This window comes from Rathayibacter sp. VKM Ac-2856 (assembly GCF_013205055.1).
In the GTDB taxonomy this organism is placed as follows: Bacteria; Actinomycetota; Actinomycetes; order Actinomycetales; family Microbacteriaceae; genus Rathayibacter.
The window spans coordinates 506,803-532,728 of sequence record NZ_JABMLF010000003.1 but is presented as its reverse complement, the minus strand read 5'-3'; the positions used below and the strand labels follow the sequence as shown (position 1 = coordinate 532,728).

Here is a 25,926-nt window from a genome sequence, read left to right as displayed (position 1 = left end):
CGACGTTGCGATCGTGTTTCGGCGCCCGTCCGCTCGCCCGCCCGCGTGCCCACCCGCCCCCGCACTCCCCGCCCATTCCTCGAAAGTTGCGGTAGTCGCGCGCCACTACCGCAACTTTCGAGGAGTCGGCGGCGCTCCGGCGCGCTGCTACGGTCGAGCGCATGGCCAGCGCACCCCCCGGACGGCCGCGCGCCTCCGGGGCGTCGCTCACCGGGCTCGGCACGCGGGCCGACATCCTCGCGGCGAGCGCGGCGCTCTTCTGCACGGAGGGCTTCGGCGGCACCAGCACGCACGCCATCGCGGCGGCCGCCGGCATCCGCCAGGCCTCGCTCTACCACCACTTCGGCGGCAAGCACGCGGTGCTGCTCGAGCTGCTGCTCGGCACGGTGCAGCCCTCGCTCGACGCCGCCGCGGTGCTCCTCACCCGCGACGAGTCGCCCGCCGCGCGCCTCTGGGCGCTCTGCGTCTCCGACGTCCGCCTGCTCGCGGCCGGCGAGCACAACATCGGCGCGCTCTACCTGCTGCCCGAGCTCGGCGACGAGCGCTTCGCCCGCTTCCGCGATCGCCGCTCCGAGCTCGAGACCGCCTACCGCACCCTCGTCGCGGCCTGCGGCGCCGCCGACCCGGCGACCGGCGCCTCGCTCGTGCTCGCCCTCGTCGAGAACGTCATCCTCCAGCGCCGTCGCCGGCAGCCCGACGAGCCCGGCCCCTCCGCCGAGGCGGTCGCCCTCGCCGCCCTGCGCGTTCTCGACCTTGCGCGCCCGGCCGTCGCCGAGGCGCTCGCCGCGGGCCCCGCCCTGCTCGCCCACCTGCGCTGACCCCGCGCGTCTCGCGCCCGCCGCGTCTCCCGCCCGCCCCGCGCCCCTGCCCATCCTGCAGAAGTTGCGGTACTCGGCGTCGACTACCGCAACTTCTGAGGTCTCGGCGAGGGGGGCGCGCGCCGGAGTTAACAGGATCGACCCACGCCCGAAAAGAACGGCGACCGAGCGCGCGGCAGGATCCGTGTCTATCAACCGATAGAAACATCCCGTCGCACCACTCAGCAGCTCGGAGCACGCATGATCATCCTCGGAGTGGGGATCACCGTCGTGGTGATCCTCGCGGTCGGCATCGCGGTCGCCCGCAAGATCGACGGCGACAGCGCCAACTACCTCGTCGCCGGACGCCGCCTGGGCATCCCGCTCGTGGCCGTCAGCCTCACGGCCGCCGCGGTCGACTCGAACGCCACCGTCGGCAACACCGACCTCACCTCGCAGTTCGGCTTCTGGGCGGGCGCCTCCCTCGCGATCGGCCTGGCGATCTGCCTCCTGATCACGGGCCTCTTCCTCGCCAAGCCGATGAACGCGATGAAGCTCTTCACGCTCGCCGACTTCTTCCGCATGCGCTACGACCGCACCACCGAGGTCGCCGCCTCCGTGATCATGGTCTTCTCCTTCACGATCCTGCTGGCCGGCAACCTGGTCGCCTGCGGCTTCCTGCTCGAGCGCTTCGCCGGCATCCCCTACGCCTGGGGCGTCATCCTCTCGGTCGCCCTCGTGCTCAGCTACACGATCGCCGGAGGGCTCTTCTCGGACGCGTACACCGCGGCCATCCAGACCGTCATCACCGTCGTCGCCGCGATCTCGCTGCTGGTCTGGGTCGCGCTCGCCTACGGCATCGTCATTCCGGAGGGCATGGGCCCGCTCGACTTCGAGCAGCTCACCGACCCGGCGATGGGCGCGCCCGTCAACTGGGCCACCCTGGTCGCCCTCGGCATCGGCGACCTGGTCGCCATCGACTTCATGCAGCGGATCTTCGGCGCCAAGTCGCCCGAGGTCGCCCGCCGCGCCTGCTACGCCGCCGCCGTCGGCACCGCCGCGATCGGCTCGATCTTCGCGATCGTCGCCCTCAGCGCCACCGCCGTCCTCGGCATCTCGGCCGCGGACGGCCCGGTGCTCTTCACGCTGCTCGACGACTACGCGCCGCCGATCATCGCGATCCTGGTGCTCTCCGGAGTCGTCGCCGCGTCGTTCTCGACGGCCTCCGGCGCGATCCTGGCCACCTCGGCGATCGTCGTGCGCAACGTCCTCTCGGTCCGCCGCGTCTCCAGCGCCGGCCCCGACCCGCTGCTGCGCTGGACGCGCGTCGCGATGGTGCCGATCGTGATCCTCGGCTCGTTCCTCGCGATCCGGGTCAGCCAGACCGGCATCCTGCTGACGCTCGCCTTCGACATCATGCTCGCCTGCCTCGCCGCGCCGTTCCTGCTCGGCGTGTTCTGGAAGCGCCCGGGAGTCGCGGCCGCGCTCACCGCCGCGGCCGTGGGCCTGGTCGTCCGCCTGGTCTTCCTGGTGCTCACGCCGACGCTCTACGGCGTGCCGAACGACATCCTCTACCTGCCGAACGACCTGGTCGGAGCCGGTTTCGACGGCTACGCCACGCTCGTCGCCGCCGCGATCGGCTTCGGCACCTTCATCGTCGTCGGTCTCCTCGTTCCGCGCACGCCCCGCGAGCTCGCGGGCGAGCGCTCCGTCCGCACCGACCTCGATCGCGAGCAGCAGGGCGTCCTCGAGCCCGCCGGAGTCTGACCGCGCCCCCACCCCGTCCCCCCACCGCGAGATGCCACTTGTGCACGCTCTCCTCGGCGTGTCGCGTGCACAAGTGGCATCTCGCGGCGGGCGGGTCATGCGGGGAGGGGGGACGGCAGGGGGAGCAGGATCGTCGGGGCCGGGGCGGCCTCGCGGCCCTCGAAGGCGACCGGCTGGCAGACCATCAGGTAGTCGCCCGGCTCGACCTGCGCGAGGTCCGCGTTCTCGAGGATGACGACGCCGGCGCCGCAGAGGATGACGTGCGTCGGCCACTCCTCGGTGTGCGCCGGCGCCTCCATCGTCATGTAGTCAAGGCCCGCGAAGAGCACGCCGTGCTCGACCAGCCAGCGCGCGCCGCTCGGCGCGAGGCCGACCCAGGTCTCCGACTTCACCGCCCGGGTCAGCGCGTCGGTCGAGTTGCGCGTGCGGAAGAGCACCCGCACCGCCCCCTCCGCGCCGGCCGCGACGAGGTCCTCGTCCGTGATCTCCTCCGCGACGTGCCGCAGATCGAGCACTCGGACCGGCCCGACGACGCTCTCGAGCGCGACCTCGTCGACCGTCGCACCACCCGGCACGAAGTGCGAGGGCGCGTCGACGTGCGTGCCGGTGTGCGCGCCGATCAGCCAGCGCGAGACGTCGGAGGGGTAGCCGTCGACGATCCGCTCGACCATCTCGTAGGTCGGCCGCCGACCCCAGTGGAGCATCTCGGTGGTGATGGGGATGTTGATCGGGATGGCGCCGGACATGGCGGTCCTCGTCTCGTTCGTCTCGGGGGGAAGCGTTCGTGGATTCATTCGGCAGTATATTGGATCCAATCCCACCCGCTCCAGGAGGCCCGATGATCGCTGATGACTGGACCGGCCCCCTCACCGCGGGCCGCCCCGTCCGCCTCGTGCCGCTCGTGCTGGGCCACGAGCCGATCGCCGAGTCGATCTCGCTCCGCGGCGGCGATCCGGCGCGCTTCCTGCTCGAGCCGGTCACCGGCGCCGCGATCGACCTCGGCGACTCCTGGGTCCTGATCGACGGCGGCTTCCACCTCGACCGCGTGCGCGACCCCGCCCAGCGCGCCGCGCACTACGACTACGAGAGCTACACCGCGGTCGTCCCGCCCGGCGACGCGCTCGCCGAGCAGATCGCCGCGGCCGGCCTGCGCTGGGACGCGCTCGCCCTCGTCGCCCTCTCGCACCTGCACCTCGACCACACCGGCGGCCTCCGCCTCGTCCCCGCCGGCACCCCGGTCGCGCTGCAGCGCCGGGAGTGGGAGTGGCTCGGCGAGGGCCTCGGCCGCCGCGAGACCGTCGTCCCGGCCGACCTGCTCGACGCCGACGTCCGCGTGCTGCTCCTCGACGGCGACACCGCGCTCGCGCCGGGCGTCACCGCGCTCGACACCCGCGGGCACACTCCGGGGCACCAGTCGTTCCGGATCGACCTCGACGGCCGCTCGGTCGTGCTCGCCTGCGACGCCGCCGACCTGCGGCGGAACCTCGACGAGCGCGCCGCCTGCGGCTGGACCGCCCGCCCCTGGGACGCGGAGGCCGCCCAGCGCTCGGTGGAGCGGCTGGCCGACCTCGAGGCCGAGCCCGGCATCGAGGTCTGGCCCGGTCACGACCCCGGCTGGCCGGCCTGGCACCGCTGAAGCGTGCGCGTCCGGGCGCGCCCTCCGCGCCGGACGAGGCCGCCCCGAGGGACCGCGCTACTCCGCGGCGCGCCCCGAGTCCTCGATCAGGCGGACCTTCACGTTCACGGCGAGCGGGCCGGTGACCGACGGCTCGGCGTCGAGCAGGCGCCGCAGCTCCTCGCCGACCGCGCGCAGGATCTCGGGGGCGGGCAGCGCCGCGGTGGTCGCGATGTGCGCGCTGACGGTGGTGAAGCCGTCCGAGCGGTCGACGTCGACGAGCACGTCCGGCTGGCGCAGCGCCAGCTTCGCGGCGAGCGCCTCGGCGGCCGCCTCGAGGATCGGCTGCGCCGGGTAGACGCCGGTGACGCCCTCGGCCTCGCGGAGCGCCGCGGTCAGGCGCTGGGAGAGCGCGGTGTCGTCGCGTCCGGTCTCGTCCAGCGCGGTGTCGTCGCGCACGGTGTCGTCCAGCGCCGTGTCGTCCAGCGCGGTGTCGTCGGTGCCGGTCATTCGCCGTCCTCCCTGCTCGGGTACACGTCGTCGACGGTGACGTCGATCGCGCCGACGACGAGCTCGGTGTGCCGCTCGAGGGCGTAGCGGATCCGCTCGCGCAGGCGGTCCGCGACCGTCGCGATGGGGATGCCGAACTCGAGCGCGAACGTCACGTCGATCCGGATCACCGCGCCCGGGGTGGCGACCTCGCCGTCGAGGGTGCAGCGGCCCATGATGACGCCACCCATCGTGTCGCCCGCGCGCCGGATCATCCCGCGCACGGCCGCCTCGGTCAGCGCGAGGCGCAGGGTCGGGTCGGGGTGGCGGATCGGCACGTCGCGCCCGGAGCGCACCTCGGACCGGATCGCGTCGAGCAGCCCGGCGATCCAGACCTCGTCTCGGTCCGGCTCCTCGTCGGCGCGGCGGCGCAGCGCGCCGGCCGACAGCTCGGTCAGGCGGGTGAGGTTCGCGAGCGCGAGGCGGCACGCGGCCGAGCCCTCGATGGAGGGATCGACCGGGGTGCGCCCGCGGTCGAGGTACTCGCTCAGCTCCTCCAGCGTGTGGCCGTCGAGGTCGTCGTCGGGCACGGAGTTCTCGGGCGCGGAGTTCTCAGGTGCGTCGTTCTCGGGCGCAGAGTCGTCGGGCACGCCGTTCTCGGGCACGCCGTTCTCCGGCACCGGGTCCACCGGTGCCGCGCTCTCGGGCACGCCGTCGTCGGGCACGGCGTCGTCAGCGTCGATCATCGCCATGCCTCCAGTTCGTGGAGCAGGAAGCGGCGGGCTCGAGCGAGCAGGCCGCGGACCGTCGAGACGGGGAGGTCGAGGGCGTCGGCGATCTCCTGGTAGCTGTACCCGGCGGTCTCGCGGAGCAGCCAACAGCGTCGCTGATCGGGAGGCAATCGGTCCAGTGCTTCCCAGACGGCGTCCAGCTGGAGCCGCGCCTCGACGATCCGCTCGGGGGAGTCCTCGGCGGGCGCGGGCGGGTCCCAGTCGTCGATGTCGTCGTGTCGGCGGCGGACGCGCATCCGGTCGATCGCCTTGTGCGACACGATCCGCATCAGCCAGTTCCGGATGTGCGCGGGGCTGTCGAGATCGCCGAGGCGGCGCCAGCCGGTGAGGAACGCCTCCTGCACCACGTCGTCCGACTCGGCCTCGGAGCCGAGCAGCTTCGCGGCGTAGACCCGCATCAGCGACCCGTGCCTCCGGGCCAGCTGCTCGAACGCGGCGATGTCGCCGTCCACGGCCCGCGCGGCGAGCGTCGCATCGGAGGCGCGCAGCAGCGGGTCGTCGGCGTCGGCGGGCGCGGTGTCGGCGGGCTCGTCGGCGTGGGTGGGCGCGGTGTCGGCGGGCTCCTCGGCGTGGGCGTCGTCGGGCAGCAGAGCCTCCACGATCGCCACCTCCCGCCGTTCCGCCGTCGTTCCGCGTCCGCCCGCGATCCGCGCGGCCGCCGCTCCGAATGCCTACCAGCCTCCTCCGTCGCCGACGAATCCGCTGGCCGGATTGCGAGCACGGCGCGGATCCGTGACGTTTGCGGCCGTCGACCCGTCTGTATCTGTAGAGAACCGAGGCCCACCCCCGTACGCCCCTGATCTCCCAGACCCCGAGAGAAGCCCGACCATGCACACCTCCCCTCCACCCGCGGCCCGCACCGCGACCCCGAGCACCGCCACCCCGAGTACCGCCACCCCGAGCACGGCGACCCCGACCGCCTCCGCCCCGAGCGGCTCCACCTTCACGATGGGCAGCCCCTTCGCCTCGGCCGGCGGCCCCTCCGGCCCCGAGCGGCGCTTCGAGGCGGCCGGCGCCGATCCGGCCGAGGCGTCGGCGGTCTACGCCGAGGCCTACGGCGGCGGCTCGTTCCGCGTCGACCCCGGCTCGCGCGGCTTCTCCTTCCGCTACGCCTACCGCGGGAGCGAGCGCGTCACCCTGCGCACCTCCGACTGCGCCGGCGCCCTCACCGGCGAGATCCAGCACCTGCGCGAGTATGTCGTCGGCTGGTTCCGCGCCGGTGGCGGCCAGCTCAACCTGCGCCCCTTCACGCGCACCGGAGCCGCCTCCTCGCCGTTCCTGCTGCCCGCCGAGCGCCAGTTCGGCCTGGCCTACCAGCCGCACCGGCAGAACCTCGTGCACTTCGCGCCCGGCTTCCTCGAGGACGTCGCGACCGAGTCGCACTCCGGTCCGCGCCAGCCCGTCTCCTTCGACCACGAGGCCGACGCCGACCCCGGTGTGCTCGCCCGCTGGCGCGCCGCGGTGTCCGACGCGACGGCCGCCCTGGCGAGCGCCGCGCTCGCCCCGCTCGTCCGCTTCACCGCCGAGCTCAACCTCGCCCGCGCCCTGCTGCTGCTCTTCCCGTGGCGCGCCTGGGACGTGCCGGCCGTGCTTCGCCGCCCCTCCGCCTCCCGCACCCGCGTCGCCCTCGACTTCCTGCAGCACCACGCGCACGAGCCGATCACCCCCGCCGACGCCGCGCGCGCCGCCGGGCTGCACACCCGCACCCTGCAGCAGGCCACCCAGCGCCACCTCGGCGTCTCGCCCTCGGTCTACCTGCGCGACGTCCGCCTCGACCGCGCCCGCCACGACCTCGTCGAGGGCGACCCCTGCTCGACCACCGTCGCCGCCGTCGCCCGCGACTGGGGATTCGGCAATCTCGGCCGCTTCGCGAGCGCCTACCAGGCCCGCTTCGAGGAGCTGCCGAGCCACACCCTGCGCCGCTGAGCGCCCGGGCGGGCCCGGTGGCCCGGCGCCTCCACGACAGCTGCCGCACAACTCCGCGGCCTGTGGAGGCCGGTGGCCGCGAAGCGCGTCGTCCCACGACGATTCCTGCGCACTGGCTGATCCGGCGGGACGATCCCGGAGCCCCGAACGTCTGATTCATGTGCGACGGATCGTCGTCACCGCGACCGAGTCGCGCATCACCTTCTACCAGGGAGAGCATCATGACCAACGTCACCCCCAGCACCCTCGCCACCACGAGCGCGAAGCACGGCACCGAGACCTCGACCGGCAAGAACACCATCGCCGACGGCGTCGTCGAGAAGGTCGCCGGCATCGCCGCCCGCCAGGTCGCCGGCGTCCACGACCTCGGTGGCGGAGCCGCCCGCGCCATCGGCGCGATCCGCAACGCCATCAACGCGCAGGACCGCGGCCAGGGCATCTCCGTCGAGGTCGGCGAGAAGCAGGTCGCCGCCGACATCACCGTCGTCGCCGAGTACCCCGTCGCGCTGCAGAAGCTGGCCGACAGCGTCCGCTCCGCCGTCTCCGAGGCCATCTCCTCGGTCGTCGGCATGGAGGTCACCGAGGTCAACGTGACCGTCGCCGACGTCTACATCCCCTCGGACGACAAGGACGAGGACACCGAGAGCCGCGTCAAGTGACTCCCTCCCACCTCGGCCTGATCCTGGGCGCCGTCCTCGCCGTCACCGGTCTGGTCTTCGGCTTCTGGGCACTCCTCTGGGTCGCCCTCGCCATGGCCATCGGCTACGGCGTCGGCCGCGTCGTCGAGGGCAAGCTCGACCTGAGCTCGCTCGCCGACACCCTCCGCGGGCGGCGGTCCTCGTGACCGCGGCGGTGATGGCCGACCAGGCCCGCCACGGCCGCACGACGATCACCTCGCGCGCCGTGCGCAGGGTCGTGTCGGCCGTCACCGCGGAGGCGCTCGACGTCGACGCGTCGGACGTCTCGGTCGAGCTGGACGACGACGGGGGGAAGCTGCACGTCACCGCGCAGGCCCCCCTGCGCATCCGTCCGCTCGGCGAGGGCGACCGCCGCTCCGGCACCCTGCTGAGCCGTCTGAGCACGGCCCAGTCCACCATCCGCACCCGCTGCCTCGAGCTGACCGGGTCCACCATCGGGCGCGTCGACCTCCGGATCACCGGGGCCGACCTGCGCGAGCGAAGGAGAGTCTCGTGACGACCCCCGCAGCCTCAGGGACCCGTTCGACCGGCGCCCTCTACAACCGCCTGGTCCGGCGCGAGATCACCTCGTCCCGCTCCACCTCGGCGATCGTCCTCGCGGTCCTGCTGATCCTCGTCCTCGCGTGGCTCGGCACGGAGGCGGTGCTCGCCGCCCTCGGGCAGCCCGCGCTGCTCGTCGCCCCGCAGGACGGAGCGGCCGCGGTGCTGGGCGCCGCGAGCGCTCCCGTCGCGCTGATCGTGGCCGGCGGAGCGGTCGCCGCGGTGATCGGGCTCGTCCTGATCGTCGTGTCGTTCTCCCCCGGCCGCCGCGGCCGTCGCCGCGCGGTCGCCGATCGCACGGCGGCCGTCATCGACGACCGCGTGATCGCGCAGAGCCTCGCCCGCACGGCGGCCTACGCCGGTGACGTCGACCCCGACCAGGTGTCGGTGTCGATCGGCCACCGCACGGCCGGCGTGACCGTCGGGCGCACCTCCGGGCGCAGCCTCGACGTCGGCAGCATCCGCGCGGCGGTCGACGCCGAGCTCGCGGGCTACGACATCAGCCCGAAGCTCGCCGCGCGCGTGCGCCTGTCCGAGAAGGGGACGGTCCGATGACCACCACCAACCGGTTCCTCAACCGCCTCCTCCTGTTCGTCGTGGGCCTCGTGCTCCTGCTCGCCGGCGGCGCCGTCGCAGCGGGATCCCTGTTCCCCGACGTCCAGCAGACGGTCTCCACCGGCGCCGAGGACGCGACGCAGCCCACCACCGACGCCCTCTCCGGCGGGCAGCCGTGGATCCTCTGGGTCACGGCCGTGGTCGCCCTCGTGCTGATCCTCCTGCTGGTGCGCTTCATCGTGCGCCAGGGCCGGGGACGCACCTCGACGCTCCTGCGCGTCGGCTCGGGCTCCGGCTCGGGAACGCCGACCGGCGGCTCCGTCACCATCGACGCGAAGGTCGCGGAGCAGGTCCTCGAGGAGGCGCTGTCGCACGATCCCTCGATCGTCGCGCTCGACGTCACCGCGTTCGAGGTCAAGCACCGCACCGTCCTGCGCGTCACCGCGCACACCCGCCGCGGCGTCTCGCCGATGCGGACCCGCCGCGCGATCGACGACGCCGTGAAGGGCTGGGACGCCGTCCTCGGCGAGGAGACCCCCGTGGTCATCCAGATCGTCAGCGGACTCCGCACCAGGATGAGCGGCAGCGCCCGCGTGCAGTAGTCGCCGCCGCGGCCCCGCCGCAGCGGCACCCGCCGCCGCACTCGCAGCAGCACCGCAGCAGCACCGCCGCAGCACCGTACGATCCGGCCCTCCCGCTCGGGAGGGCCGGAAGACCACCGAGGAGCACCCCATGACCGACCCCGTCGGATCCCACGACCTCCGCGCCATCGACGGCGCGCACCCCGAGGGCGAGTCGATCGAGCGCCTGCTCGCGACCACCGCCGCGGAGACCACCGCCGGCGTGACCGGCGTCCACCACCTCGGCGGCACCGCCGCCCGCTCGCTCGACCGCGCCACCCGCGCCGTGCTGGGCACGACCACGAGCCCCGGCGTGAGCATCGCCCGCATCGACGGAGCCCTCGTCCTCGATCTCGACCTGGTGTCGGAGTACCCGCGCCCCGTCCAGGAGGTCATCCACGACGTCCGCGAGCAGGTCGGGCGCGCCGCCGCGCAGCTCACCCGCGAGAACGTCGTCGTCAACGTCAACGTGACCGACGTGCACGGACCCTTCGACCCGATCGAGGTCCCCGACTCCGAGCGCGAGGACGGACCCTCGCTCGTCGAGAAGGCCGGCGACGCCGTCGACTCCGCCCGCGAGAAGGGCGCCGCCGCGCTCGACTCCGCCCGCGAGAAGGGCGGCGCCGCCCTCGACTCCGCCCGCGAGAAGGGCGGCGCCGCCCTCGACTCCGCCCGCGAGCGCGCCGCCGATGCCCTCGACGACGCCGACGAGCGCCTCGACGAGGCGGCCGACCGCGCCGCCGCGGAGAGGGCCGAGGCCGAGGAGCGCGCCGAGGAGCGCGACGCCGCCGAGGCGCGCACCGACCGCGAGACCGTGGTCGTCACCGCCGACGCCCCCGCCGCCGAGTTCGTCGTCCGCGTCGAGGTCGAGCCGGTCGACGCCGCCGACGTCGAGCCCGTCGAGACCGCCGACGTCGCGACCGACGCGTCCGACGCCTCCCGCGCCGACGACGCCGAGCGCCGCGGTTCGGAGTAGGCCGTGCGCACCCGCTCCTACGGCTCGCGCCGCAAGCCCCGCGCGGCGTGGGCGGCCCTCGCGACCGGCGTCGTCGTCAGCTTCCTGATCGTCGTCGGCGTCCTGCTGCCGGTGCTCGGCCTGATCGGCGCCGCCGACGCGACGACCGCGGGCGCTCTCGACGTCCCGGTCGGCGCGATCACCCTCTCGATCGTCCTCAGCTACCTGGTCGCCCTGGCGTTCCTCGCGCTGGCGCTCGTCTCCCGCAACGCCGCCCTCGCCTGGGTCGCCGCGGTCGCCGCCGTCGTCGCGACCCTGGTCGGCTCGCTCTGGCCGCTGCTCGCCACCGCCTTCGCGAGCGTCGACCAGGCCGGCGACGTCATCCCCTTCATCCAGGACCTGATCGCCCGCGTCACCGGCTGACCCCCGCCGCCCTGCCGACCGGGCCGCCCTGCGTGAGGGCCCCGTTCATGCTGACCGAGCAGCCCTCGAGGGGGCCGCGTTCATGCTGATCGAGCAGCCCTCGCAGAGGGCGTATCGAGATCCACCGCGGCCCGCTCGACACGACATCAGCTGAGAGCCGGTCTCATCGCCCATCGCGGATGAGACGGCGTCTCAGCTGATGTTCTGCACGCCGTCACCCGTAGCGTGGCGGGATGACGACCAGCACCGAGACCACCCCCGACGCCGACGACCTCCGTGCTCGGTACCTCCGGGTCTACGACGAGCAGCTCCGCACCGACGCCGAGACGCCGAGCGCCGTGGCGGTGACGCGGGTCGGACCGCTCCGCCTCGTCACCTTCGCCGGCGGGCGCGGCTTCGTCACCTACAGCGACCTCGGCGGTGCCGACGCGGACGGGATCGACGCGCTCGTCGCGGCGGCCCGCGCGCATTTCGACGCCGATCCGGAGATCCGGAAGGTGGAGTGGAAGACCCGCGGCCACGACCGGGCGCCCGGTCTGCACGAGGCGCTGCTGCGGCACGGCTTCGCCGAGGAGGAGCCCGAGTCGATCATGATCGGGCCGCTCGAGGCGCTCACCCGCGACGCCCCGGTGCCGGAGGGGACGACGCTGCGCCGCGTCGTCGAGGAGCCGGACGTCCGGGCGTTCAGCGCGATGATCGACGCGGCCTTCGGCGAGGACGTCGACACCGACATCGCCGACGCTCTCGTCGCCCGGCTCGCCCGCGGCGACGGCATGGAGCTGTGGGTCGCGGAGGTCGACGGCCGGATGGTCGGCGGCGGCCGGCTCGAGCCGGTCGCGGACTCGGACGTCGTCGGCGTCTGGGGCGGCGCGGTCCTCGAGGAGCACCGGGGGCGCGGGATCTACCGGGCGCTGACCGCCGCGCGCGCCGCCTCCGCCCTGGAGGCGGGCCGCACCCTCGTGCACAGCGACTCGACCGAGTACTCCCGCCCCATCCTCGAGCGCTCCGGACTGCTGAAGGTCTCGACGACGACCCCGTACCTCTGGCGCCGCTGACGCGGTCCGGGCAGGCCGCAGGGCGGGCCCGCCCGCATCATGCTGATCGAGTAGCCCGCGCAGCGGGCGTATCGAGATCCACCGTCGTTCAGCGTGTGGGTCTCGATACGCCCCTTCGGGGCTACTCGACCAGCATGGTGCGCGTGACGGGCGTAGTGCGCGTGACCAGCACGGACGGAGGGCATGTCCTCCGCGCGGTCGCCCGCCCGGGCAGCGCGCCTAGCTCGGCGAGCTGATCTCCAGCGCGATGTTGTCGGGGTCGCGGAACTCGAGGATGCTCAGTCCGCCGCCGTCCTTGATCGGTCCGTGCGCGATGCCGAGGTCGTCCAGAGCGGCGGCCGCCGCCTTCAGGGCGTCGAGGTCGGCGACGGCGAAGGCCAGGTGGTCGAGGCCGACGCGGTCCTCGTCGAACCGGTCGCCCGCGTCGGCGACGGGGCGCAGGCCCAGCAGCCCGCCCGGGAAGCGGTAGATCACTCCGCCGAAGAGGAACGACAGCTGCTCCTTCTTCTCCTCCGGCGCGTCCGCGGGCGGCGCTTCGAAGGCGACCTCGAAGCCGAAGACGGAGTCGTAGAAGGCGCGCGAGACGGCGATGTCGCGGACGGTCAGGCGGATGTGGGCGTAGTCGACAGCGGGGATCGGCACGGGGGAGTCCTCTCGGGAGTGGCGGGCGGGATCGCCCTTCGATGGTGATTCGGAGGCCTCGCCGCCGCGGGAGGGGGCTGGCGCGGCTCCCAGCGATCGAGTAGCCGCGCCGGCCCTCAGTCGAGCTCGGTGGGCCGCGCCGGCTCGGCGAGCAGCGCGCGCGCCGCCATGCCGATCACGGCACTGTAGGTGGGGTAGGCGAAGCGGACGTTCGCGAGGGTCGCGACGTCGACTCCGGCCGCCATCGCGGTGGTCACCGACTGCACGACCTCGATCGCGTTCTCGCCGACGGCGTGGGCGCCGAGCAGCAGCTCGCGGCGGCGGTCGGCGATCAGCGTCAGGAAGCCGCCCTCGCGGTCGTCGATGACGGCGCGGTCGACGCTCGAGAACGGCACCGAGGCGACGATGCACTGCGGGTCGCGCTCGCGCGCCTGCTCCTGGGTGAAGCCCACGCCCGCGTAGTCCGGGTCGGTGAAGCCGCCGGCCGGCAGCAGGAACTGCGGGGTGCGCCGGTTGGCGCCGAGCACCGCGTTCTCGGCCGCCGCCTCCGCCTCGAACTGCGCCGCCTGCACCAGCATGTCGCGGCCGTTCGCATCGCCGACCGCGAAGACGTGCGGCACGACGGTGCGGAAGTACTGATCGGCCGGGATCGCCGAGCGGACGACCTCGATGCCCGCGTTCTCGAGGCCCAGGTCCTCGACGTCGGCGGGCCAGCCGGTCGCCATGATCACGGCGTCCACGTTCTCGATCCGGGCGGAGCCGCCCTCGCGCCAGGTGATGTCGATCGAGCCGTCCTCCGCGCGGACGAGGCGCTCGACGGTCTCGATGCCCAGGTGCACCCGCACGCCCTGGCGCTCGAAGGCGCCGGCGACGTGCTCCGAGATGCTCGCGTCGGAGGTGGTGAGCACGCGCGGCGCGACATCGAGGAGCGTCACCTCCGAGCCGAAGGCGTTGAACACCGTGACGAGCTGCGCGCCGGTGTTGCCGCCGCCGATGACGGCGACGCGGCGGGGGAGGGCCGGCAGCGCGAGCACGTCCTCGGGGACGGTCGCGAGCTCGGCGCCCGGGATCGGCAGGCGGCGCGAGTGCCCGCCGACGCAGATGAGGATCGAGCGGGCGCGGATCCGGCGGCCGCTGTCCAGGACGAGGGTGCTCTCGTCGACGAAGCGCGCGCGGCCCTCGTGGATCAGATCGACCCCCGCCTCTGCGAAGCGCTGCGCCTCGCGCTTGATCGAGCGGACCTTGTCGACCCGCTCGTGCACGTGGCGGACGGTCGCCGCCCAGTCGACGACCGGCGTCCCGACGTCGACGCCGTAGTCGCCGGCGGTGCGGGCCTCGCGCACGATGCGCGCGGTCTTCGCGAGCACGCGCGTGGGCACGCAGCCCGTGTTGACGCAGGTGCCGCCGACGCGGCCGGCCTCGAGCACCACCACATGCGCGCCGAGCTCGGCGGCCCGGAGCGCGGCGGCGGTGCCCGCGGGTCCCGCGCCGATCACGGCGACGTCGTACTCCTGGGGCGTGCTGTCGGGGGCGGCGCCGTCCGGGACGGTGCTGGTCGGGACGGTGCTGTCCGGGACGGTGCTGTCCTTGGCGGTGCTGGTCGGGGTGCTGGTGCTGGCGGGCACGGCGGGGCCTCTCGGGTCGATGCGCGGTGGGGCGGTGCGGAGCGCTGTCCCCGAATCCTGGCGCTCCCTGCCTCGGGTTCTCTGAGCGCCCGCGCAGGCTTGACAGCGGCGCTCCGTGCACCGTCTCGGCGCGGCCTCAGCCGGAGGCGCGCCGAGCGCGGACCGCGTCGCGATCGGCGGTCATCGCGCGCCCACCAGCCGCCGGAAGCCGAGGGGAGAGCCGAGCAGGGGGATCCCCTCGTCGACGATGGACTGGAGCACCGGCTCGGCGGGGGCGGCGCCGCGCAGCTCGGCCTCGGTCATCTCGAGCACGCGGGGGTCGTTCCCGGTCCATGCTCTGCCGTCGCGCACGAGGGCCGACACCTGGTCGTGCCAGAGCTCGGGCGGGCCCTCGGGCCGCTGCAGGAAGAGGTCGAGGTCGCTCCCCGCCCGCATCTCACCGCGGGCGGCCGATCCGAACATCGCCGCATAGCCCGGTCGCAGCTCCCAGCTCTCGAGCGTCGAGACGAGCCGCTCGTGCAGGGTCTCGTCGAGCCGGGCGAGCTCCATGATCGCGCCCGCTGCCAGATGGGAGCGGTTGAGCCGGTAGATCGCCGTCCGGCCGGCCGACCGGCTCGTGACGATCCCCTCCTCGACGAGCCGGGCGAGGGTGCGCCGGATCCCCTCGAGCGAGCGGCCGCCGATGCGGGTCCGCAGCTCGCCCACGGTGAACCAGTCGTCGGCGCGCGCGAGGACGGTCAGAACGTCGCCGTCGACGGTCGGCGTGACGACACCGAGTGGTCGCTGGGTCCTCATCATGCCCTCCTGCGCAGAATAATCGGCGTTCACCAACAATAGTACGTGAGTCAGGCCTCGGGACCGGGTGTCGCGACGAGTTGGAAGCCGCCCTCGATCGTGCCGTCGGGGCGCAGCGTGACACGGGTGAAGACCGGGGTGCCGTCGCCGGTCGCCGTGCCGACGACGTCGAGGGCGTCGCCGGCGAAGAACGCCTCGATCCCGGTGCAGCCGGCCGAGAGCGAGCCGTCGGGGCGCTCCAGCGCGAGGCAGAGGCGGGTGCCCTCCGGTGCCGTGAGCAGCAGCCGGTCGTCCTGCGCCGTCGCGAAGGCGGGGCTGTAGACCTCGGCGCCGCGCGCGATCAGCGAGAGGCCCGCGGGGATGTCCGTGGTCGCCTCCCAGCCCTCGATCAGCGCGGCGAGGCGGTCCGCTGCGGGGGTGGCGGTGGGCGTCGCCGTGCTCCTGGCGGGCCGGGGGACGGCCGGGCCGAGGGTGGCGGCGGTGACCGCGCCGACGACGAGCCCGCCGACGAGCAGCGCCGCGCCGAGGAGGACGGAGCGGGAGCGGGGCGGGGATGCGGGGAGCGCGGCGTCGTCGGACGGTGCGGCCCGCTGGGCCTGCGTCGAGTCGGCGGGGAGTCGGCGCTGCGCCTCCGCGCCGGCCTGCTCCGCCCCGGCCCGCTGTGCCTCCGTCCGCGCAGCCTCCGCGCGCACGGCCTCCGCACGCAGCGCGGCGTCGCGGTCGTCCCCCGTGGGGCGGGCGTAGAGCGCGCGCTCGAGGTCCTGGCGCTCGTCGTCCTCGTCCTGCACGCCGTCAGTATGCCGGAGCGCCGCGCGACCGGCGCGTCGATCAGCCGGTCAGGTGCCCATCGTCCCGACGGCGGGCGTGCCGTCGATCCGCGCGTACCGCAGCCGCACGACTCCGCGCGGCGAGGTGACGGCGGGCCCGTCGAGGCGCAGGGTCGTCGGCACGGCCCCGCCGCCGAAGACCGGCTTGCCCGCGCCGAGCGGGACCGGGTGCAGCCACAGCGTGAGCCGGTCGAAGAGCTGCTCGGCGAGCAGCGTCTGCACCAGGTCGAGGCTGCCGATCACGTGCACGGAGGCGTGGCGCTCGCGGATCTCGCGGACGGCGACCGGCAGATCGGGGCCCAGCTGCCGGGAGCCGGCCCAGTCGAGCGAGGGCGTGCCGCGGGAGGCGACGTACTTCGGGATCCGGTCGAGCAGCTCCGCGATCGGCCCCTGCTGCTGCGGCCAGTAGCCGGCCCAAATGTCGTAGGTGCGCCGGCCGAGCAGCAGGGCGTCCATGCCGTGCATCCCGCTCAGGACCTGCTCGCCGACGACCTCGTCGACCGACGACGCCGCCCACGACGCCGCCGACGACGCCTCCGACTACTCCGCCGACGACGCCTCCGACGACCCCGCCCACGACGCCGCCGACGACGCCTCCGACGACCCCGCCCACGACGCCGCCGACCACGCCTCCGACGACCCCGCCGACGACGCCGCCGACCACCTCGCCGACGGTGCGGCCGACGCCGAGGGCCTCGACGCCGCCGGTGATCCCGGTGACGTCCGGAACCCCGCCGACGACTGGACTGGCGTCGACCGGAGTCGAGTCCGGAGCGGCCCTGTCGCTCGCGTTCCTGGCACTGGGTGGCGGCGCACTGCTGCTGCTCCAGCAGCGACGAGCACGCCGCCGTCGCAGCTGATCACCGCCACGCGGCGTCACCGCTGACGGGGTGGCGCCGCGTCGCCCCCGCTCGGCAGGTGGGCGCCGTGGTGACAGCACCGCGGCCTCCGCGCACAGAGAAGGCTGAGAGCGCCGGACCCCCGATCGTCCAGGGGTCCGGCGCTCTCAGCCTTCGTCGTGCCGCGCGGCGAGCGCGCAGGGGCGGGTCAGCCGGACGGGTTCTCGACCGGGTCGCCCTCGGGGTCGGTCGCCGTCTCGGGGTCGACCTCGTCCGGGTCGGCGGGCTGGGTGTCGGGAGTGCTCTTCTCGGTCATCGGATCCTCCTCATGCTGGTCGTGCGGTGCTCGGAGATTCGAGCGGTCCCGCAGGTCGTGCGGTCGCCACGCTACGACCGGCGCCGCCCGCTGTGACCCCCGTTGACGCGAGCGGTGAGCGCGTGCCCCTCGCCCCGGGCGCGCGTGGCAGGCCGCCGCTTCCTCCGCAAGGCCTGGTCGCATTTCGGCGCGATTCGTAGTGTGAGGTCACCGAGTCGAGGAGCAGGCGCGCCAGATGATCCGAACCACCGTCACCATCGAGGGCAAGACGTACGGACTCTCCCAGGGGACGGACGTCGCCGATCTCAAGGACTCGGCCACCCGCGCGACCCAGGCCGGCGGCGGCCTCATCGACTTCGTCGTGGTCGGCAATCGCCAGGTCAGCGTGCTGATCTCCTCCGGTGTCCCCGTGATCTTCGAGGAGGTCCAGGTGCCGGACGACATCCGCGACACCGGCGACCTGCAGGAGCCGTGGGACGACATCGACTACCTCGAGTGATCCGAACCTCCGACCGGACGTCCTCCCCGCAGAGCGTCGCCCGGCCGGTACCAGACGCCTGAGGGGCGCCGCCGGCTCGACCCGGCGTCCCTCGGGCTCCTTCTCCTCCGCAGTCCGCAGGTCCTCCGACCCGGGTGCGGGTCAGGAGGCCGAGCTCTCCGTGTCCGCGGCGTCGGCGAGCTCGCCCGCGACGAGGACGGTGGCGGCCGCGGAGAGCGCCGAGCGCACCTCCCCAGCGGTGATCTCGAGCAGGCCCGCGATCGTCTCGACGTCGTGCCCGCCGGTGTGCCGCAGCAGCCAGCACTGGCGTTCGAGCGCGCCCAGCCCGTGCAGGCGGCGGTGGAAATCGCTGCGCACCAGGTCGTCCTCGCGGAGGCCGACCGTCGCGGTCGTGGGGAGGAGCGCCGCCCGGCGGCCGACGCTGTGCCGGCCGATCTCCGTGCGTGCGATCTCGAGAGCGGACTGCTCGTCGAGGACCCGCGGCGACCCCGAGCGGAGGGTGACCGCCGCCTGGTGCAGCGCCGCGGTGGCCATCGACTCCGAGAGCGTCAGCCGGTAGGCGTACGCGTACAGGCCGGCACCGCGGTTCAGTGCGGGGGACTGCGCCTTCTGCGACTGCGACTGCGCCTGGGACGACTGCGCCCGCGTCGTCCAGGGAAGCTCGTTCGCGCTCACGGTCTCTCCTCGCCTCCGCGTGCCCCGGGCGGGATCGCGTCGAAGCCGATGCTAGAGCGCGGAGAACGATCGTTCTACCCCTGATCCTCTCAGACTCTCCTCGACGTCCGCGCGTCCTCCACCGCCGTCGGCCGCGCCGCCGCCCGCTGTCAGTCGCGCGCGGACAGGATGCAGAACTCGTTCCCCTCCGGATCGGCGAGCACCACCCACGACTGCTCGCCCTGGCCGACGTCGACGTGGGAAGCGCCGAGCGCGATCAGCCGATCGACCTCCGCCTGCTGGTCGTCGGGGACGAAGTCGAGATGCAGGCGGTTCTTGACGGTCTTGCGCTCCGGCACGTTCAGGAACAGCAGGCTCGGCCCGCGACCCGAGGCGGGCAGCAGCTCGATGCCCTCGTCGTCCTCGTCCACGACGTCCCAGCCGAGCGCCTCCTGCCACCAGTGCCCCAGGGCGCGGAAATCGGTGCAGTCGATGATGATCTCTTCGAAGCTCAGGCTCATGCCGCCGACGCTAATCGGCGCCCGCCGCGTCGCGGAAGGGGTCGCGGCGATCGGTGGAGAGATCGCGGTTCGCGATGGATGGGGAGGAGCGCGTGCCGAACCGGCACGAGCGCTGGCCCCCGCGCGTCCCGTCCGGCATTCTCGACCCGAGCCGGAGAGACTCCGCGCCCGACCGGAAGGACGACGTGAGCACCGAGCAGAGCAGTGACCCGCAGCCCCGCGAGCCCAGCACCCCCCGTGAGCACTGGGAGGCGCGCTACTCCGACGCCGATCGCGTCTGGTCGGGACGCCCCAACGCCACCCTCGTCGACGTCGTCCGCGATCTGACTCCCGGCCGCGCCCTCGACCTGGGCTGCGGGGAGGGCGGCGACGTCCTCTGGCTCGCGGCGCAGGGCTGGAGCGTCACCGGACTCGACCTCTCCGAGACCGCCCTCGGCCGCGCCCGCGCCGAGGCGGACGCCCGGGGCCTCGCGATCGACGTGCGGCAGGCGGACCTCGGCGCCGAGTGGCCGGTCGAGGGCGTCTTCGACCTGGTCGCCTCGAGCTTCCTGCACTCGATGGTCGAGCTGCCGCGGATCCCGATCCTGCGCCGCGCCGCCGATCTCGTCGCCCCCGGCGGCGTCCTAGCGGTCGTCTCGCACGCCGCCCCGCCGCCGTGGGCCGCGCACTCCCACCGGCACGAGGGCATGCCCGTCCTCGCGTCGCCGGAGGAGGAGCTCGCCGCCCTCGCCCTCGACCCGGCGGAGTGGACGCCGCGGCTCGTCGAGACGCGCGAGCGGGCGGCGACCGCGCCGGACGGCGACGACGTCGTCCTCCTCCTCGACGGAGTCCTCCTCCTCGAGCGCCGGAGCGCGCCGACGCGCTGACCGCCTGCCGGCGGCGGCCGCCCCTTCCTCCTCCCCAGGGCGAGTTCTCGTCGGTTCTCCACTGATGAGCCGCAGTCGCCTCACGGGTGTCGGCGGGCCCTGGTTCGATGCGTGCATGGATGAGATCAGCGAGGCGGAGCCGGCGGACGGGCCGGGCGGGGTGGACATGACGGCCGGTGCGGTCGCCGCCGTCAGCGGTGTCCTCGACATCGCGGCGAGCCTCGGGCGAACCTCGGCCCGGGTGCTTCTCGCCCGAGCGGAGGCGGTGCATCTCGCGTATCGCGTCGCGCTGCGGGTGCCGGAGGAGTTCGCGCGGAGCGGCCGCCTGTCGCGGAGTGAGGCAAGCGATCTGGCGGAGCGGTCGATCCGCGCGGAGATCGCCGTCGCCCTGGGGCTGTCGGAGCGGGAGGCCTCGCGGGTGCTGGAGCACGCGACGCTGCTGATCGAGGAGCTGCCCTGCACGCGCGCCGCCGTGGCGGACGGCCGACTGCTGTGGGAGTCGAGCGAGGTCATCTGCCGCACCGCCGCGACGCTGCCCGCCGCCTCGCGCGCCGCCTTCGACGAGCGCGCGGCCGAGCTCGCACCGGCCCTGACGCCGACCCAGCTGAGGAGGGCCACCGCCCGCCTGCGCGACCGGCTGCACGACGAGCCCCTCGCCGTGCGCCACCTCCGCGCCCGCGAGGACCGCGCCGTGTGGATCACGCCGGACATCGATGGGATGGCGACCCTCTGCGCGCTCCTCCCCGCCCCGGAGGCCGTGGGCATCGGCGCCCGGCTGGACGGCATCGCGCGGTCCCTGCGGGAGGGCGGCGACGAGCGCACCCTCCGCCAGCTCAGGGCCGATGCTCTCACCGACATCCTCCGCGACGGCGACATCGCCGGCACCACGCCCTCGAACGACGGTCCGGAGGCCGCGACGTACGTCCCCGGTATCCGCGCAGAGGTCCGCCTGACACTCGCCGCGTCGACGGCCGTGGGTCTGGACGAGGCCCCGGCCGACCTCGACGGCTACGGCCTCGTCCCCGCCGACGTCGCGCGCGCCCTGGTCGAGACGGGCGCGTCCTTCACCCGGGTCCTGACCGATCCGGACACCGGGGCGGTCACCTCCGTCGGCCGCACGCACCGCCTTCCGCCCCCGCAGATGCGCCTCCACCTCCAGCTGCGGGACGCGACCTGCCGCTTCCCCGGCTGCACCCGCCCCGCGTCGACCTCCGAGGCGGACCACACCATCGAGTGGCGGAACGGCGGCGAGACCTCCCTCGACAACCTCGTCTCCCTCTGCACCAGCCACCACCACCTCCGCCACGGCGACCGATGGCGCTACACCCTCCACGACGGCGTCACCGCCTGGACCACCCCGACCGGCCGCCGCATCACCCTCCACCCGCCGACCCTCGCCCCACCCTGCCCGCGCTTCCCCGACGCCGCCGTGCCGATCGAGCAGCCCACGCAGGGGGCGCCCTCACGCTGATCGAGCAGTCCTCGCAGGGGACGTGTCGAGACCCATCGGCGTGCAGGGGTCCGGCTCTCGATCCGCGGTGCTGGACCACCACGGGGTGTCCCGCGGCTCTAGCGTGGTGTCCGAACCCCGCATCACGCTCAGGAGGCACCGTTGCCGCTCGATCCGTACCTCGCCGCCCGACTGCCGCTGCTCGACGGCGTCACCTACCCGATCGATCCGGAGCAGGTGGGGAGGGTCGCCGAGTACGACGAGGACCCGGGACCCTGGTCGCTCCCCGAGGGCGTCAGCGTCTCCGACGCGGCGATCGACGGCCCGCACGGCCCGATCCCCGTCCGCATCTACGAGAGCGCTGAACCCGCTTCCGCCCTGCTCTGGGTGCACGGCGGCGGCTTCCAGGCCGGCGACCTCGAGATGCGCGAGTCGCACGTCGTCTCGGCCGAGCTCGCCGCGCGCGCCGGCAGCCGCGTCGTCTCGGTCGACTACCGCCTCGCGAGCGCCGACGTCCGATTCCCCGTCCCGCTCGACGACGTGCAGGCCGCCTGGCGTCACCTGCGCGCCGAGACGCCGGACGCGCTGCCCGTCGCGATCGGCGGGGCCAGTGCCGGCGCTGCCCTGGCCCTCGCCACGACGCTCCGCGAGCGCGATGCGGGCACGCGGCTCCCGGACCACGTCCTTCTCGCCTACCCGTTCGCGCACTTCCCCAACCCGGCGCTCGACGACGCCGTCGTCCGCGAGCTGATGCCGCTGCCGCCGCTGCTGCGGTTCCCGCCCGCCGGCATCGAGGACATGGTCCGCACCTACGTCGGCCGGCTCTCCGACCTGCCTCCGCACGCGCTCCCCGGCGCCGCACCGCTGCACGGGCTCCCGCCGACCGCGGTCCTCGTCAGCGAGTACGACGAGCTCCGCGGCTCGGCCGAGCTCCTGCTGCGCCAGCTCGCCGAGGCGGGCGTCGCTGCGACCGGCTACCTCGCGCAGGGCATGCCGCACGGCCACCTCAACCGAACGCCGGCGCTGCCCGAGGTCGACCGGTCGCTCGCCTTCTTCGCCGCTCAGCTGCGCACGCTCGCGCACGCGAACGGGCGGTGAGGTCCCCGAACCCGCCCTCGGCGCACCGGCCAGCACGTGGTGATGAGGTGTCCTGTCTGCGCGGTCACCGGTCGTCGGTGCTGGGCTGTGAGTGATGGCCGGAGCCGTACGCTGCCCACCGCGTGACAGAGGGCCGGATTGACCGCCGGCCCGACGGTGTGTGCTCGCTCCGGTGCGCCTACCGACTCACCGCCCGCTCGTCGGCGCCCGCAGGCGCCCGAAGGTCACTCCTGCAGCAGATCGACCTCCCAGTTCGTGCGCTGGATCGCCGCATCGAGGTCGCGCAGCTCGCGGGCGAGCACGTCGGCCCGCGCGCGCAGCTCGCGCACGGGCAGCGCCGGCAGCCGCCGCAGCTCGCTGCGCAGCTGGCGGTAGCCGCGGTCGCCCGCAGCCGCGTCGGCCGCCCGCACGACGATGCTGTGCTGCGCCCGGAGCGACTCGCGCCGCGCGAGCGCCGCGGTCAGCCGCGTGCCGTCCGGCGTGGTCGCCCCGGTGTTCGTCAGATTGATCCGCGTGACCAGCCGCTCCAGCGCGTCGAGCGAGCGCAGGCACTCCGCCAGCAGCTCCGACGGGTCCTCCGTCGGCTCCTCGCCCTCCTGGTAGGAGGCGTTCGCGACGATCCGCGACTGGAGGGCCTCGATCCGCTTCTGCAGATCGGCCCGCTCGAGGAGTGCTTCGGCAAGCTTCATGCCCCCAGGCAACCACACGCGCGGCACGCCCGCAGCCCGTCTAGGCTGCGGATCGTGCCGCTGCAGAATCACCCCGGAGACGTCGAGTTCCCCGTGCGCTCGCGGCTGCGCTACGCCCGCGTCGCGGACGCGCACCGTCGCGCGCCCGGCGGCGGGATCGGCCGCCGCGCGCTGCTGGTCACCGCGGTCGCCGCTCCCGTCGGCGTCGTCGGCGTCGTCATCGCTCTGGCGATCGCCGACGGCAGCACCGGCACGCCCTTCCTCGGCTTCGGCGTGGGACTCGTCATCGGGCTGGCCGTCGCCTCGCTCGTCTTCCAGCTCCGGGACGCCGGTGCGCCCCGCCGGCAGCAGCTCGCCTACCGCGCGGAGGCCCGCGTCCCGCCGACGACCCTGCGCCAGCAGCAGCTGCTCGCTCTCGACGCTGTCAGCGACTTCTCCTTCGGCGGCTGGAACTCCTCGCTCGCCTTCCAGCCCACCTGGGCCGAGCTGCCGGCGCCGCTGCGGGCTCGCTTCGCCGACGGCGCGAAGGGCACGCCCTGGCCGGAGCTGCCGATGCCCGTCCTCGCCGAGCAGCGCGGCGCGCTCGACCGCGACTTCCGGATCGCCTCGGCGGAGGACGTGGAGCTCTTCGTCGCCGACGTCCTCGCCGGCGGTCCGCTCTCGACCCGCTTCGCCGAGGTCTCCGCCTCGCCCGACGCGGAGCGGATGCGCTCGCGCCTCGCCGCGCTCACCGGGGAGAGCGAGTTCCACCTCCTCGAGCGCGCCCAGCCGGTCGGGGGCCGCCCGCCCGTGCTGCTGCTCGCAGGCGACGCCGAGCGCACGATCGGAGCGATCCGCTACGCCTACGTCGCCGGCTACCTGACGGCCGAGCGCGCCTGGCAGCTGCTCGAGAGCATCGGCGACCGCGTCTTCGCGCAGTACGACGGCTGGGACGACTACTGGCGCGACGCCGCCGTCGCGATCGCCTTCCGCACCGACTCCCTCAGCGCGGTGCAGCAGTACCACCGGCTGCGCGGCGAGCTGCTGGCCTCGTCCTGGCCGGCGGCGTCGCTGCCCTACCCCGGGTCGGGATCGTGACCGGGTCGCGCGAGGACCCCGGTGCGCACGACGGCGCGCGCGATGACCGGGACCCCGCCCAGCAGGCGCTCGAGGCGATCCAGCGGATCAGCAGCGGCGGAGACCCCGCCGCCGCGGCCTTCGCGCTGTCGAACGAGTGGACCGACCGGCAGGTCGACCGGCTCAAGGCCCTGTGGCGGAGATCGCGCCGGGACGTCGGCGGCACCTGACCGAGGCGTCACCAGCGGCGGCATCCGACATCGGAAGCTCATGGACGAGGCATAGCTCACGGCTTGGCGCCTCGGTCACTCTGGGGTCCCCCGAGCCCCCGACAGACGAGGATCCCCCGATGTCCCGCATCCCCGAGCCCGACCGCACGCCCGACGGCCTCCGCTACGAGGGCCGCGCCCTCGTCCGCCCCGACGACGAGGTCGTCGACCAGGGCCTCTCCTTCGACGTCCGGACCCTGCTGAACCGCCGCGTCCTCGGCCGCCGCCGCGTGCTCGGCCTGCTCGGCGTCGGCGCCGCCACCTCGGTGCTCGCCGCCTGCTCCGCCGTGAGCGCCACGGGCTCGTCGACCGGCAGCGCGTCGGGCAGCACCGGCACAGCCTCCGCCGCCTCTGCGACCGGCGAGATCCCCGACGAGACCGCCGGCCCCTACCCCGGCGACGGCTCGAACGGCCCCGACGTCCTGGCCGACTCCGGCATCGTCCGCAGCGACATCCGCTCGAGCATCGACGGCGGCGCGACCGCGGCCGGCGTGCCGCTCGCCGTCACGCTGACGATCCTGGACTCCGCGAACGGCGACGTCCCGTTCGAGGGCGCCGCCGTCTACGTCTGGCACTGCGACGCGGCGGGCGGCTACTCGATGTACTCCGACGGCATCACCGAGGAGACCTACCTCCGCGGTGTGCAGGTCGCCGACGCGGCCGGCGAGGTGAGCTACACCTCGATCGTCCCGGCCTGCTACTCCGGCCGCTGGCCGCACATCCACTTCGAGGTCTACCCCGACATCGATGCGATCAGCGACTCCGCGAACGCGATCGCCACCTCGCAGCTGGCCGTGCCGGAGGACGTCTGCACTGCGGTCTACGCGCAGAGCGGCTACGAGGGGTCGAGCGGGAACCTCGCCCGGGTGAGCCTCGACGACGACAACGTCTTCGGCGACGACGGCGGCGCGCTCCAGCTCGCGACGGCGACCGGAGATGCGACCTCCGGCTACCGCTTCGCCCTCACGGTCCGCGTCGACACGACGACGGAGCCGACCGGCGGCTCGGTGCCCGCGGGCGGCGGGGGCGGGGCAGGCGGCGCGCGTCCGTCCTCGGCCTGACCGCCCCGCACCGCAGCGTGCCAGGCTTGCCGTATGGCTGTCGAAGCGGGTGCGGATCTCGAGGTGTCCGCGCGCCTGACGATCCCCGCGGCCGAGCTGCAGTGGCGGTTCTCGCGCTCCTCCGGACCGGGCGGGCAGCACGTCAACACCTCGGACAGCCGGGTGCAGCTCACCTGGAGCGTCGCGGAGTCGTCGGCACTGACCGAGGAGCAGCGCGATCGCCTCCTCGAGCGCCTCGCCCAGCGCCTCGTGGCGGGAGCCGTCACGGTGACCGTCGCGCAGCAGCGCTCGCAGCTGCGCAACCGCGAGACCGCGCTGGCTATGCTCCGCGACCTGGTCGCCGCGGCTCTCGCGCCACCCGCCGCACCGCGTCGCCCGACCCGGCCGACCCGCGGCTCGACCCGCCGGCGCCTCGCGAGCAAGCAGCAGCGCTCGGCCACCAAGCAGCAGCGCCGCCGGCCGACCTCGGACTGAGTCGAGCGCCCGAC

33 protein-coding genes are annotated in these 25,926 nt (G+C 74.3%); 21 read left to right on the top strand and 12 right to left on the bottom strand.

Annotation, left to right across the window (positions count from 1 at the left end; all coding sequences use genetic code 11):
• The first annotated feature begins 161 nt into the window (after positions 1-161).
• Both HQQ82_RS12955 and HQQ82_RS12950 read left to right on the top strand, forming a co-directional pair.
• Positions 162-818, top strand: a complete 657-nt coding sequence (locus tag HQQ82_RS12955; protein WP_173233798.1) for a TetR/AcrR family transcriptional regulator — start codon at positions 162-164, stop codon at positions 816-818.
• 240 nt (positions 819-1,058) lie between these two features.
• The gene (locus HQQ82_RS12950; protein ID WP_173233796.1) at positions 1,059-2,564 is read left to right on the top strand and encodes a sodium:solute symporter family protein; all 1,506 of its coding nucleotides are present in this window, start codon (positions 1,059-1,061) and stop codon (positions 2,562-2,564) included.
• A gap of 95 nt (positions 2,565-2,659) precedes the next feature.
• Here HQQ82_RS12950 and HQQ82_RS12945 read toward each other — a convergent pair whose 3' ends face one another.
• Complete coding sequence (locus HQQ82_RS12945) at positions 2,660-3,310, bottom strand: cyclase family protein (RefSeq protein ID WP_173233795.1); 651 nt, start codon at positions 3,308-3,310, stop codon at positions 2,660-2,662.
• 92 nt (positions 3,311-3,402) lie between these two features.
• On the opposite strand from HQQ82_RS12945, the gene HQQ82_RS12940 reads away from it, so the two are divergent.
• Complete coding sequence (locus tag HQQ82_RS12940; RefSeq protein ID WP_173233793.1) at positions 3,403-4,200, top strand: N-acyl homoserine lactonase family protein; 798 nt, start codon at positions 3,403-3,405, stop codon at positions 4,198-4,200.
• 57 nt (positions 4,201-4,257) lie between these two features.
• Here the strand turns inward: HQQ82_RS12940 and HQQ82_RS12935 are convergent, their stop codons facing one another.
• The 3 genes from HQQ82_RS12935 to HQQ82_RS12925 are packed head-to-tail and all read right to left on the bottom strand — an operon-like array spanning position 4,258 to position 6,058.
• On the bottom strand, positions 4,258-4,689 hold the full coding sequence (locus HQQ82_RS12935; protein ID WP_173233791.1) for a hypothetical protein: 432 nt from the start codon (positions 4,687-4,689) through the stop codon (positions 4,258-4,260).
• Entirely contained in the window at positions 4,686-5,414 is a 729-nt protein-coding gene (locus HQQ82_RS12930; RefSeq protein ID WP_173233789.1) for an Asp23/Gls24 family envelope stress response protein, read from the bottom strand. Before HQQ82_RS12930 ends, HQQ82_RS12935 begins: the two co-directional genes overlap by 4 nt.
• Positions 5,411-6,058 carry an RNA polymerase sigma factor gene (locus HQQ82_RS12925; protein WP_367947918.1) on the bottom strand — a complete coding sequence of 216 codons (648 nt, stop codon included), beginning with the start codon at positions 6,056-6,058 and terminating at the stop codon, positions 5,411-5,413. The genes HQQ82_RS12930 and HQQ82_RS12925 overlap by 4 nt, the downstream gene beginning before the upstream one ends.
• Before the next feature lie 229 nt (positions 6,059-6,287).
• Between HQQ82_RS12925 and HQQ82_RS12920 the strand changes: the two genes are divergently transcribed.
• From HQQ82_RS12920 to HQQ82_RS12880, 9 genes are all read left to right on the top strand, one after another.
• On the top strand, positions 6,288-7,385 hold the full coding sequence (locus HQQ82_RS12920) for a helix-turn-helix domain-containing protein (RefSeq protein ID WP_173233787.1): 1,098 nt from the start codon (positions 6,288-6,290) through the stop codon (positions 7,383-7,385).
• A 221-nt stretch (positions 7,386-7,606) separates the two neighbouring features.
• Positions 7,607-8,044, top strand: a complete 438-nt coding sequence (locus tag HQQ82_RS12915) for an Asp23/Gls24 family envelope stress response protein (protein WP_173233785.1) — start codon at positions 7,607-7,609, stop codon at positions 8,042-8,044.
• Positions 8,041-8,229 carry a DUF2273 domain-containing protein gene (locus HQQ82_RS12910; protein WP_123734545.1) on the top strand — a complete coding sequence of 63 codons (189 nt, stop codon included), beginning with the start codon at positions 8,041-8,043 and terminating at the stop codon, positions 8,227-8,229. The genes HQQ82_RS12915 and HQQ82_RS12910 overlap by 4 nt, the downstream gene beginning before the upstream one ends.
• On the top strand, positions 8,226-8,579 hold the full coding sequence (locus tag HQQ82_RS12905; protein ID WP_244255885.1) for a hypothetical protein: 354 nt from the start codon (positions 8,226-8,228) through the stop codon (positions 8,577-8,579). Before HQQ82_RS12910 ends, HQQ82_RS12905 begins: the two co-directional genes overlap by 4 nt.
• Positions 8,576-9,178 carry a hypothetical protein gene (locus tag HQQ82_RS12900; protein WP_173233783.1) on the top strand — a complete coding sequence of 201 codons (603 nt, stop codon included), beginning with the start codon at positions 8,576-8,578 and terminating at the stop codon, positions 9,176-9,178. The genes HQQ82_RS12905 and HQQ82_RS12900 overlap by 4 nt, the downstream gene beginning before the upstream one ends.
• Complete coding sequence (locus tag HQQ82_RS12895; RefSeq protein WP_173233781.1) at positions 9,175-9,780, top strand: hypothetical protein; 606 nt, start codon at positions 9,175-9,177, stop codon at positions 9,778-9,780. The genes HQQ82_RS12900 and HQQ82_RS12895 overlap by 4 nt, the downstream gene beginning before the upstream one ends.
• Before the next feature lie 130 nt (positions 9,781-9,910).
• Complete coding sequence (locus tag HQQ82_RS12890; protein WP_173233779.1) at positions 9,911-10,774, top strand: Asp23/Gls24 family envelope stress response protein; 864 nt, start codon at positions 9,911-9,913, stop codon at positions 10,772-10,774.
• A gap of 3 nt (positions 10,775-10,777) precedes the next feature.
• Positions 10,778-11,176, top strand: coding sequence for a hypothetical protein (locus HQQ82_RS12885; protein ID WP_173233777.1), 399 nt, complete (start codon positions 10,778-10,780; stop codon positions 11,174-11,176).
• A gap of 233 nt (positions 11,177-11,409) precedes the next feature.
• Complete coding sequence (locus HQQ82_RS12880; RefSeq protein ID WP_173233775.1) at positions 11,410-12,231, top strand: GNAT family N-acetyltransferase; 822 nt, start codon at positions 11,410-11,412, stop codon at positions 12,229-12,231.
• A gap of 219 nt (positions 12,232-12,450) precedes the next feature.
• Here HQQ82_RS12880 and HQQ82_RS12875 read toward each other — a convergent pair whose 3' ends face one another.
• The 5 genes from HQQ82_RS12875 to HQQ82_RS12855 all read right to left on the bottom strand — a co-directional run bounded on the left by HQQ82_RS12875 (position 12,451) and on the right by HQQ82_RS12855 (position 16,576).
• Positions 12,451-12,873 carry a VOC family protein gene (locus tag HQQ82_RS12875; protein WP_173233773.1) on the bottom strand — a complete coding sequence of 141 codons (423 nt, stop codon included), beginning with the start codon at positions 12,871-12,873 and terminating at the stop codon, positions 12,451-12,453.
• A 116-nt stretch (positions 12,874-12,989) separates the two neighbouring features.
• Complete coding sequence (locus HQQ82_RS20635) at positions 12,990-14,498, bottom strand: NAD(P)/FAD-dependent oxidoreductase (protein ID WP_173233771.1); 1,509 nt, start codon at positions 14,496-14,498, stop codon at positions 12,990-12,992.
• 180 nt (positions 14,499-14,678) lie between these two features.
• A complete protein-coding gene (locus HQQ82_RS12865) occupies positions 14,679-15,293 on the bottom strand; it encodes a nucleotidyltransferase domain-containing protein (RefSeq protein WP_173233769.1) in 615 nt (204 codons plus the stop codon).
• A gap of 50 nt (positions 15,294-15,343) precedes the next feature.
• Positions 15,344-16,081 carry a hypothetical protein gene (locus HQQ82_RS12860; protein WP_173233767.1) on the bottom strand — a complete coding sequence of 246 codons (738 nt, stop codon included), beginning with the start codon at positions 16,079-16,081 and terminating at the stop codon, positions 15,344-15,346.
• 48 nt (positions 16,082-16,129) lie between these two features.
• Entirely contained in the window at positions 16,130-16,576 is a 447-nt protein-coding gene (locus HQQ82_RS12855; RefSeq protein ID WP_367947919.1) for a dihydrofolate reductase family protein, read from the bottom strand.
• Here HQQ82_RS12855 and HQQ82_RS19570 point away from each other — a divergent pair.
• Positions 16,575-17,006 (top strand): hypothetical protein, encoded by a 432-nt coding sequence (locus HQQ82_RS19570; RefSeq protein ID WP_216848539.1) that lies wholly within the window; start codon positions 16,575-16,577, stop codon positions 17,004-17,006. The two genes, HQQ82_RS12855 and HQQ82_RS19570, sit on opposite strands and share 2 nt — an antisense overlap.
• A 504-nt stretch (positions 17,007-17,510) precedes the next feature.
• Positions 17,511-17,774 (top strand): hypothetical protein, encoded by a 264-nt coding sequence (locus tag HQQ82_RS12845; protein WP_173233763.1) that lies wholly within the window; start codon positions 17,511-17,513, stop codon positions 17,772-17,774.
• A gap of 141 nt (positions 17,775-17,915) precedes the next feature.
• On the opposite strand, the gene HQQ82_RS12840 is transcribed toward HQQ82_RS12845, so the two are convergent.
• The gene (locus HQQ82_RS12840; protein ID WP_173233761.1) at positions 17,916-18,449 is read right to left on the bottom strand and encodes a hypothetical protein; all 534 of its coding nucleotides are present in this window, start codon (positions 18,447-18,449) and stop codon (positions 17,916-17,918) included.
• 149 nt (positions 18,450-18,598) lie between these two features.
• Positions 18,599-18,949, bottom strand: coding sequence for a VOC family protein (locus HQQ82_RS12835; RefSeq protein WP_173233759.1), 351 nt, complete (start codon positions 18,947-18,949; stop codon positions 18,599-18,601).
• Positions 18,950-19,134: 185 nt separating this feature from the next.
• Between HQQ82_RS12835 and HQQ82_RS12830 the strand changes: the two genes are divergently transcribed.
• The 3 genes from HQQ82_RS12830 to HQQ82_RS12820 all read left to right on the top strand — a co-directional run bounded on the left by HQQ82_RS12830 (position 19,135) and on the right by HQQ82_RS12820 (position 22,363).
• Positions 19,135-19,815, top strand: coding sequence for a cyclopropane-fatty-acyl-phospholipid synthase family protein (locus HQQ82_RS12830; protein WP_367947920.1), 681 nt, complete (start codon positions 19,135-19,137; stop codon positions 19,813-19,815).
• A gap of 115 nt (positions 19,816-19,930) precedes the next feature.
• Positions 19,931-21,286, top strand: coding sequence for an HNH endonuclease signature motif containing protein (locus tag HQQ82_RS12825; protein ID WP_173233756.1), 1,356 nt, complete (start codon positions 19,931-19,933; stop codon positions 21,284-21,286).
• Positions 21,287-21,427: 141 nt separating this feature from the next.
• A complete protein-coding gene (locus HQQ82_RS12820) occupies positions 21,428-22,363 on the top strand; it encodes an alpha/beta hydrolase (RefSeq protein ID WP_173233754.1) in 936 nt (311 codons plus the stop codon).
• A 224-nt stretch (positions 22,364-22,587) separates the two neighbouring features.
• Here HQQ82_RS12820 and HQQ82_RS12815 read toward each other — a convergent pair whose 3' ends face one another.
• Positions 22,588-23,052 (bottom strand): DIP1984 family protein, encoded by a 465-nt coding sequence (locus HQQ82_RS12815; RefSeq protein WP_173233752.1) that lies wholly within the window; start codon positions 23,050-23,052, stop codon positions 22,588-22,590.
• A 54-nt stretch (positions 23,053-23,106) separates the two neighbouring features.
• Here HQQ82_RS12815 and HQQ82_RS12810 point away from each other — a divergent pair, with 54 nt between their 5' ends.
• The 4 genes from HQQ82_RS12810 (at position 23,107) to arfB (ending at position 25,912) form a co-directional block, all read left to right on the top strand.
• Positions 23,107-24,129, top strand: a complete 1,023-nt coding sequence (locus tag HQQ82_RS12810) for a DUF1266 domain-containing protein (protein ID WP_173233750.1) — start codon at positions 23,107-23,109, stop codon at positions 24,127-24,129.
• Complete coding sequence (locus HQQ82_RS12805; protein ID WP_173233749.1) at positions 24,126-24,338, top strand: hypothetical protein; 213 nt, start codon at positions 24,126-24,128, stop codon at positions 24,336-24,338. The genes HQQ82_RS12810 and HQQ82_RS12805 overlap by 4 nt, the downstream gene beginning before the upstream one ends.
• A gap of 119 nt (positions 24,339-24,457) precedes the next feature.
• Positions 24,458-25,438, top strand: a complete 981-nt coding sequence (locus HQQ82_RS12800) for an intradiol ring-cleavage dioxygenase (protein WP_173233747.1) — start codon at positions 24,458-24,460, stop codon at positions 25,436-25,438.
• 33 nt (positions 25,439-25,471) lie between these two features.
• Positions 25,472-25,912, top strand: coding sequence for an alternative ribosome rescue aminoacyl-tRNA hydrolase ArfB (arfB, locus tag HQQ82_RS12795; RefSeq protein WP_173233745.1), 441 nt, complete (start codon positions 25,472-25,474; stop codon positions 25,910-25,912).
• Positions 25,913-25,926 lie beyond the last annotated feature (14 nt).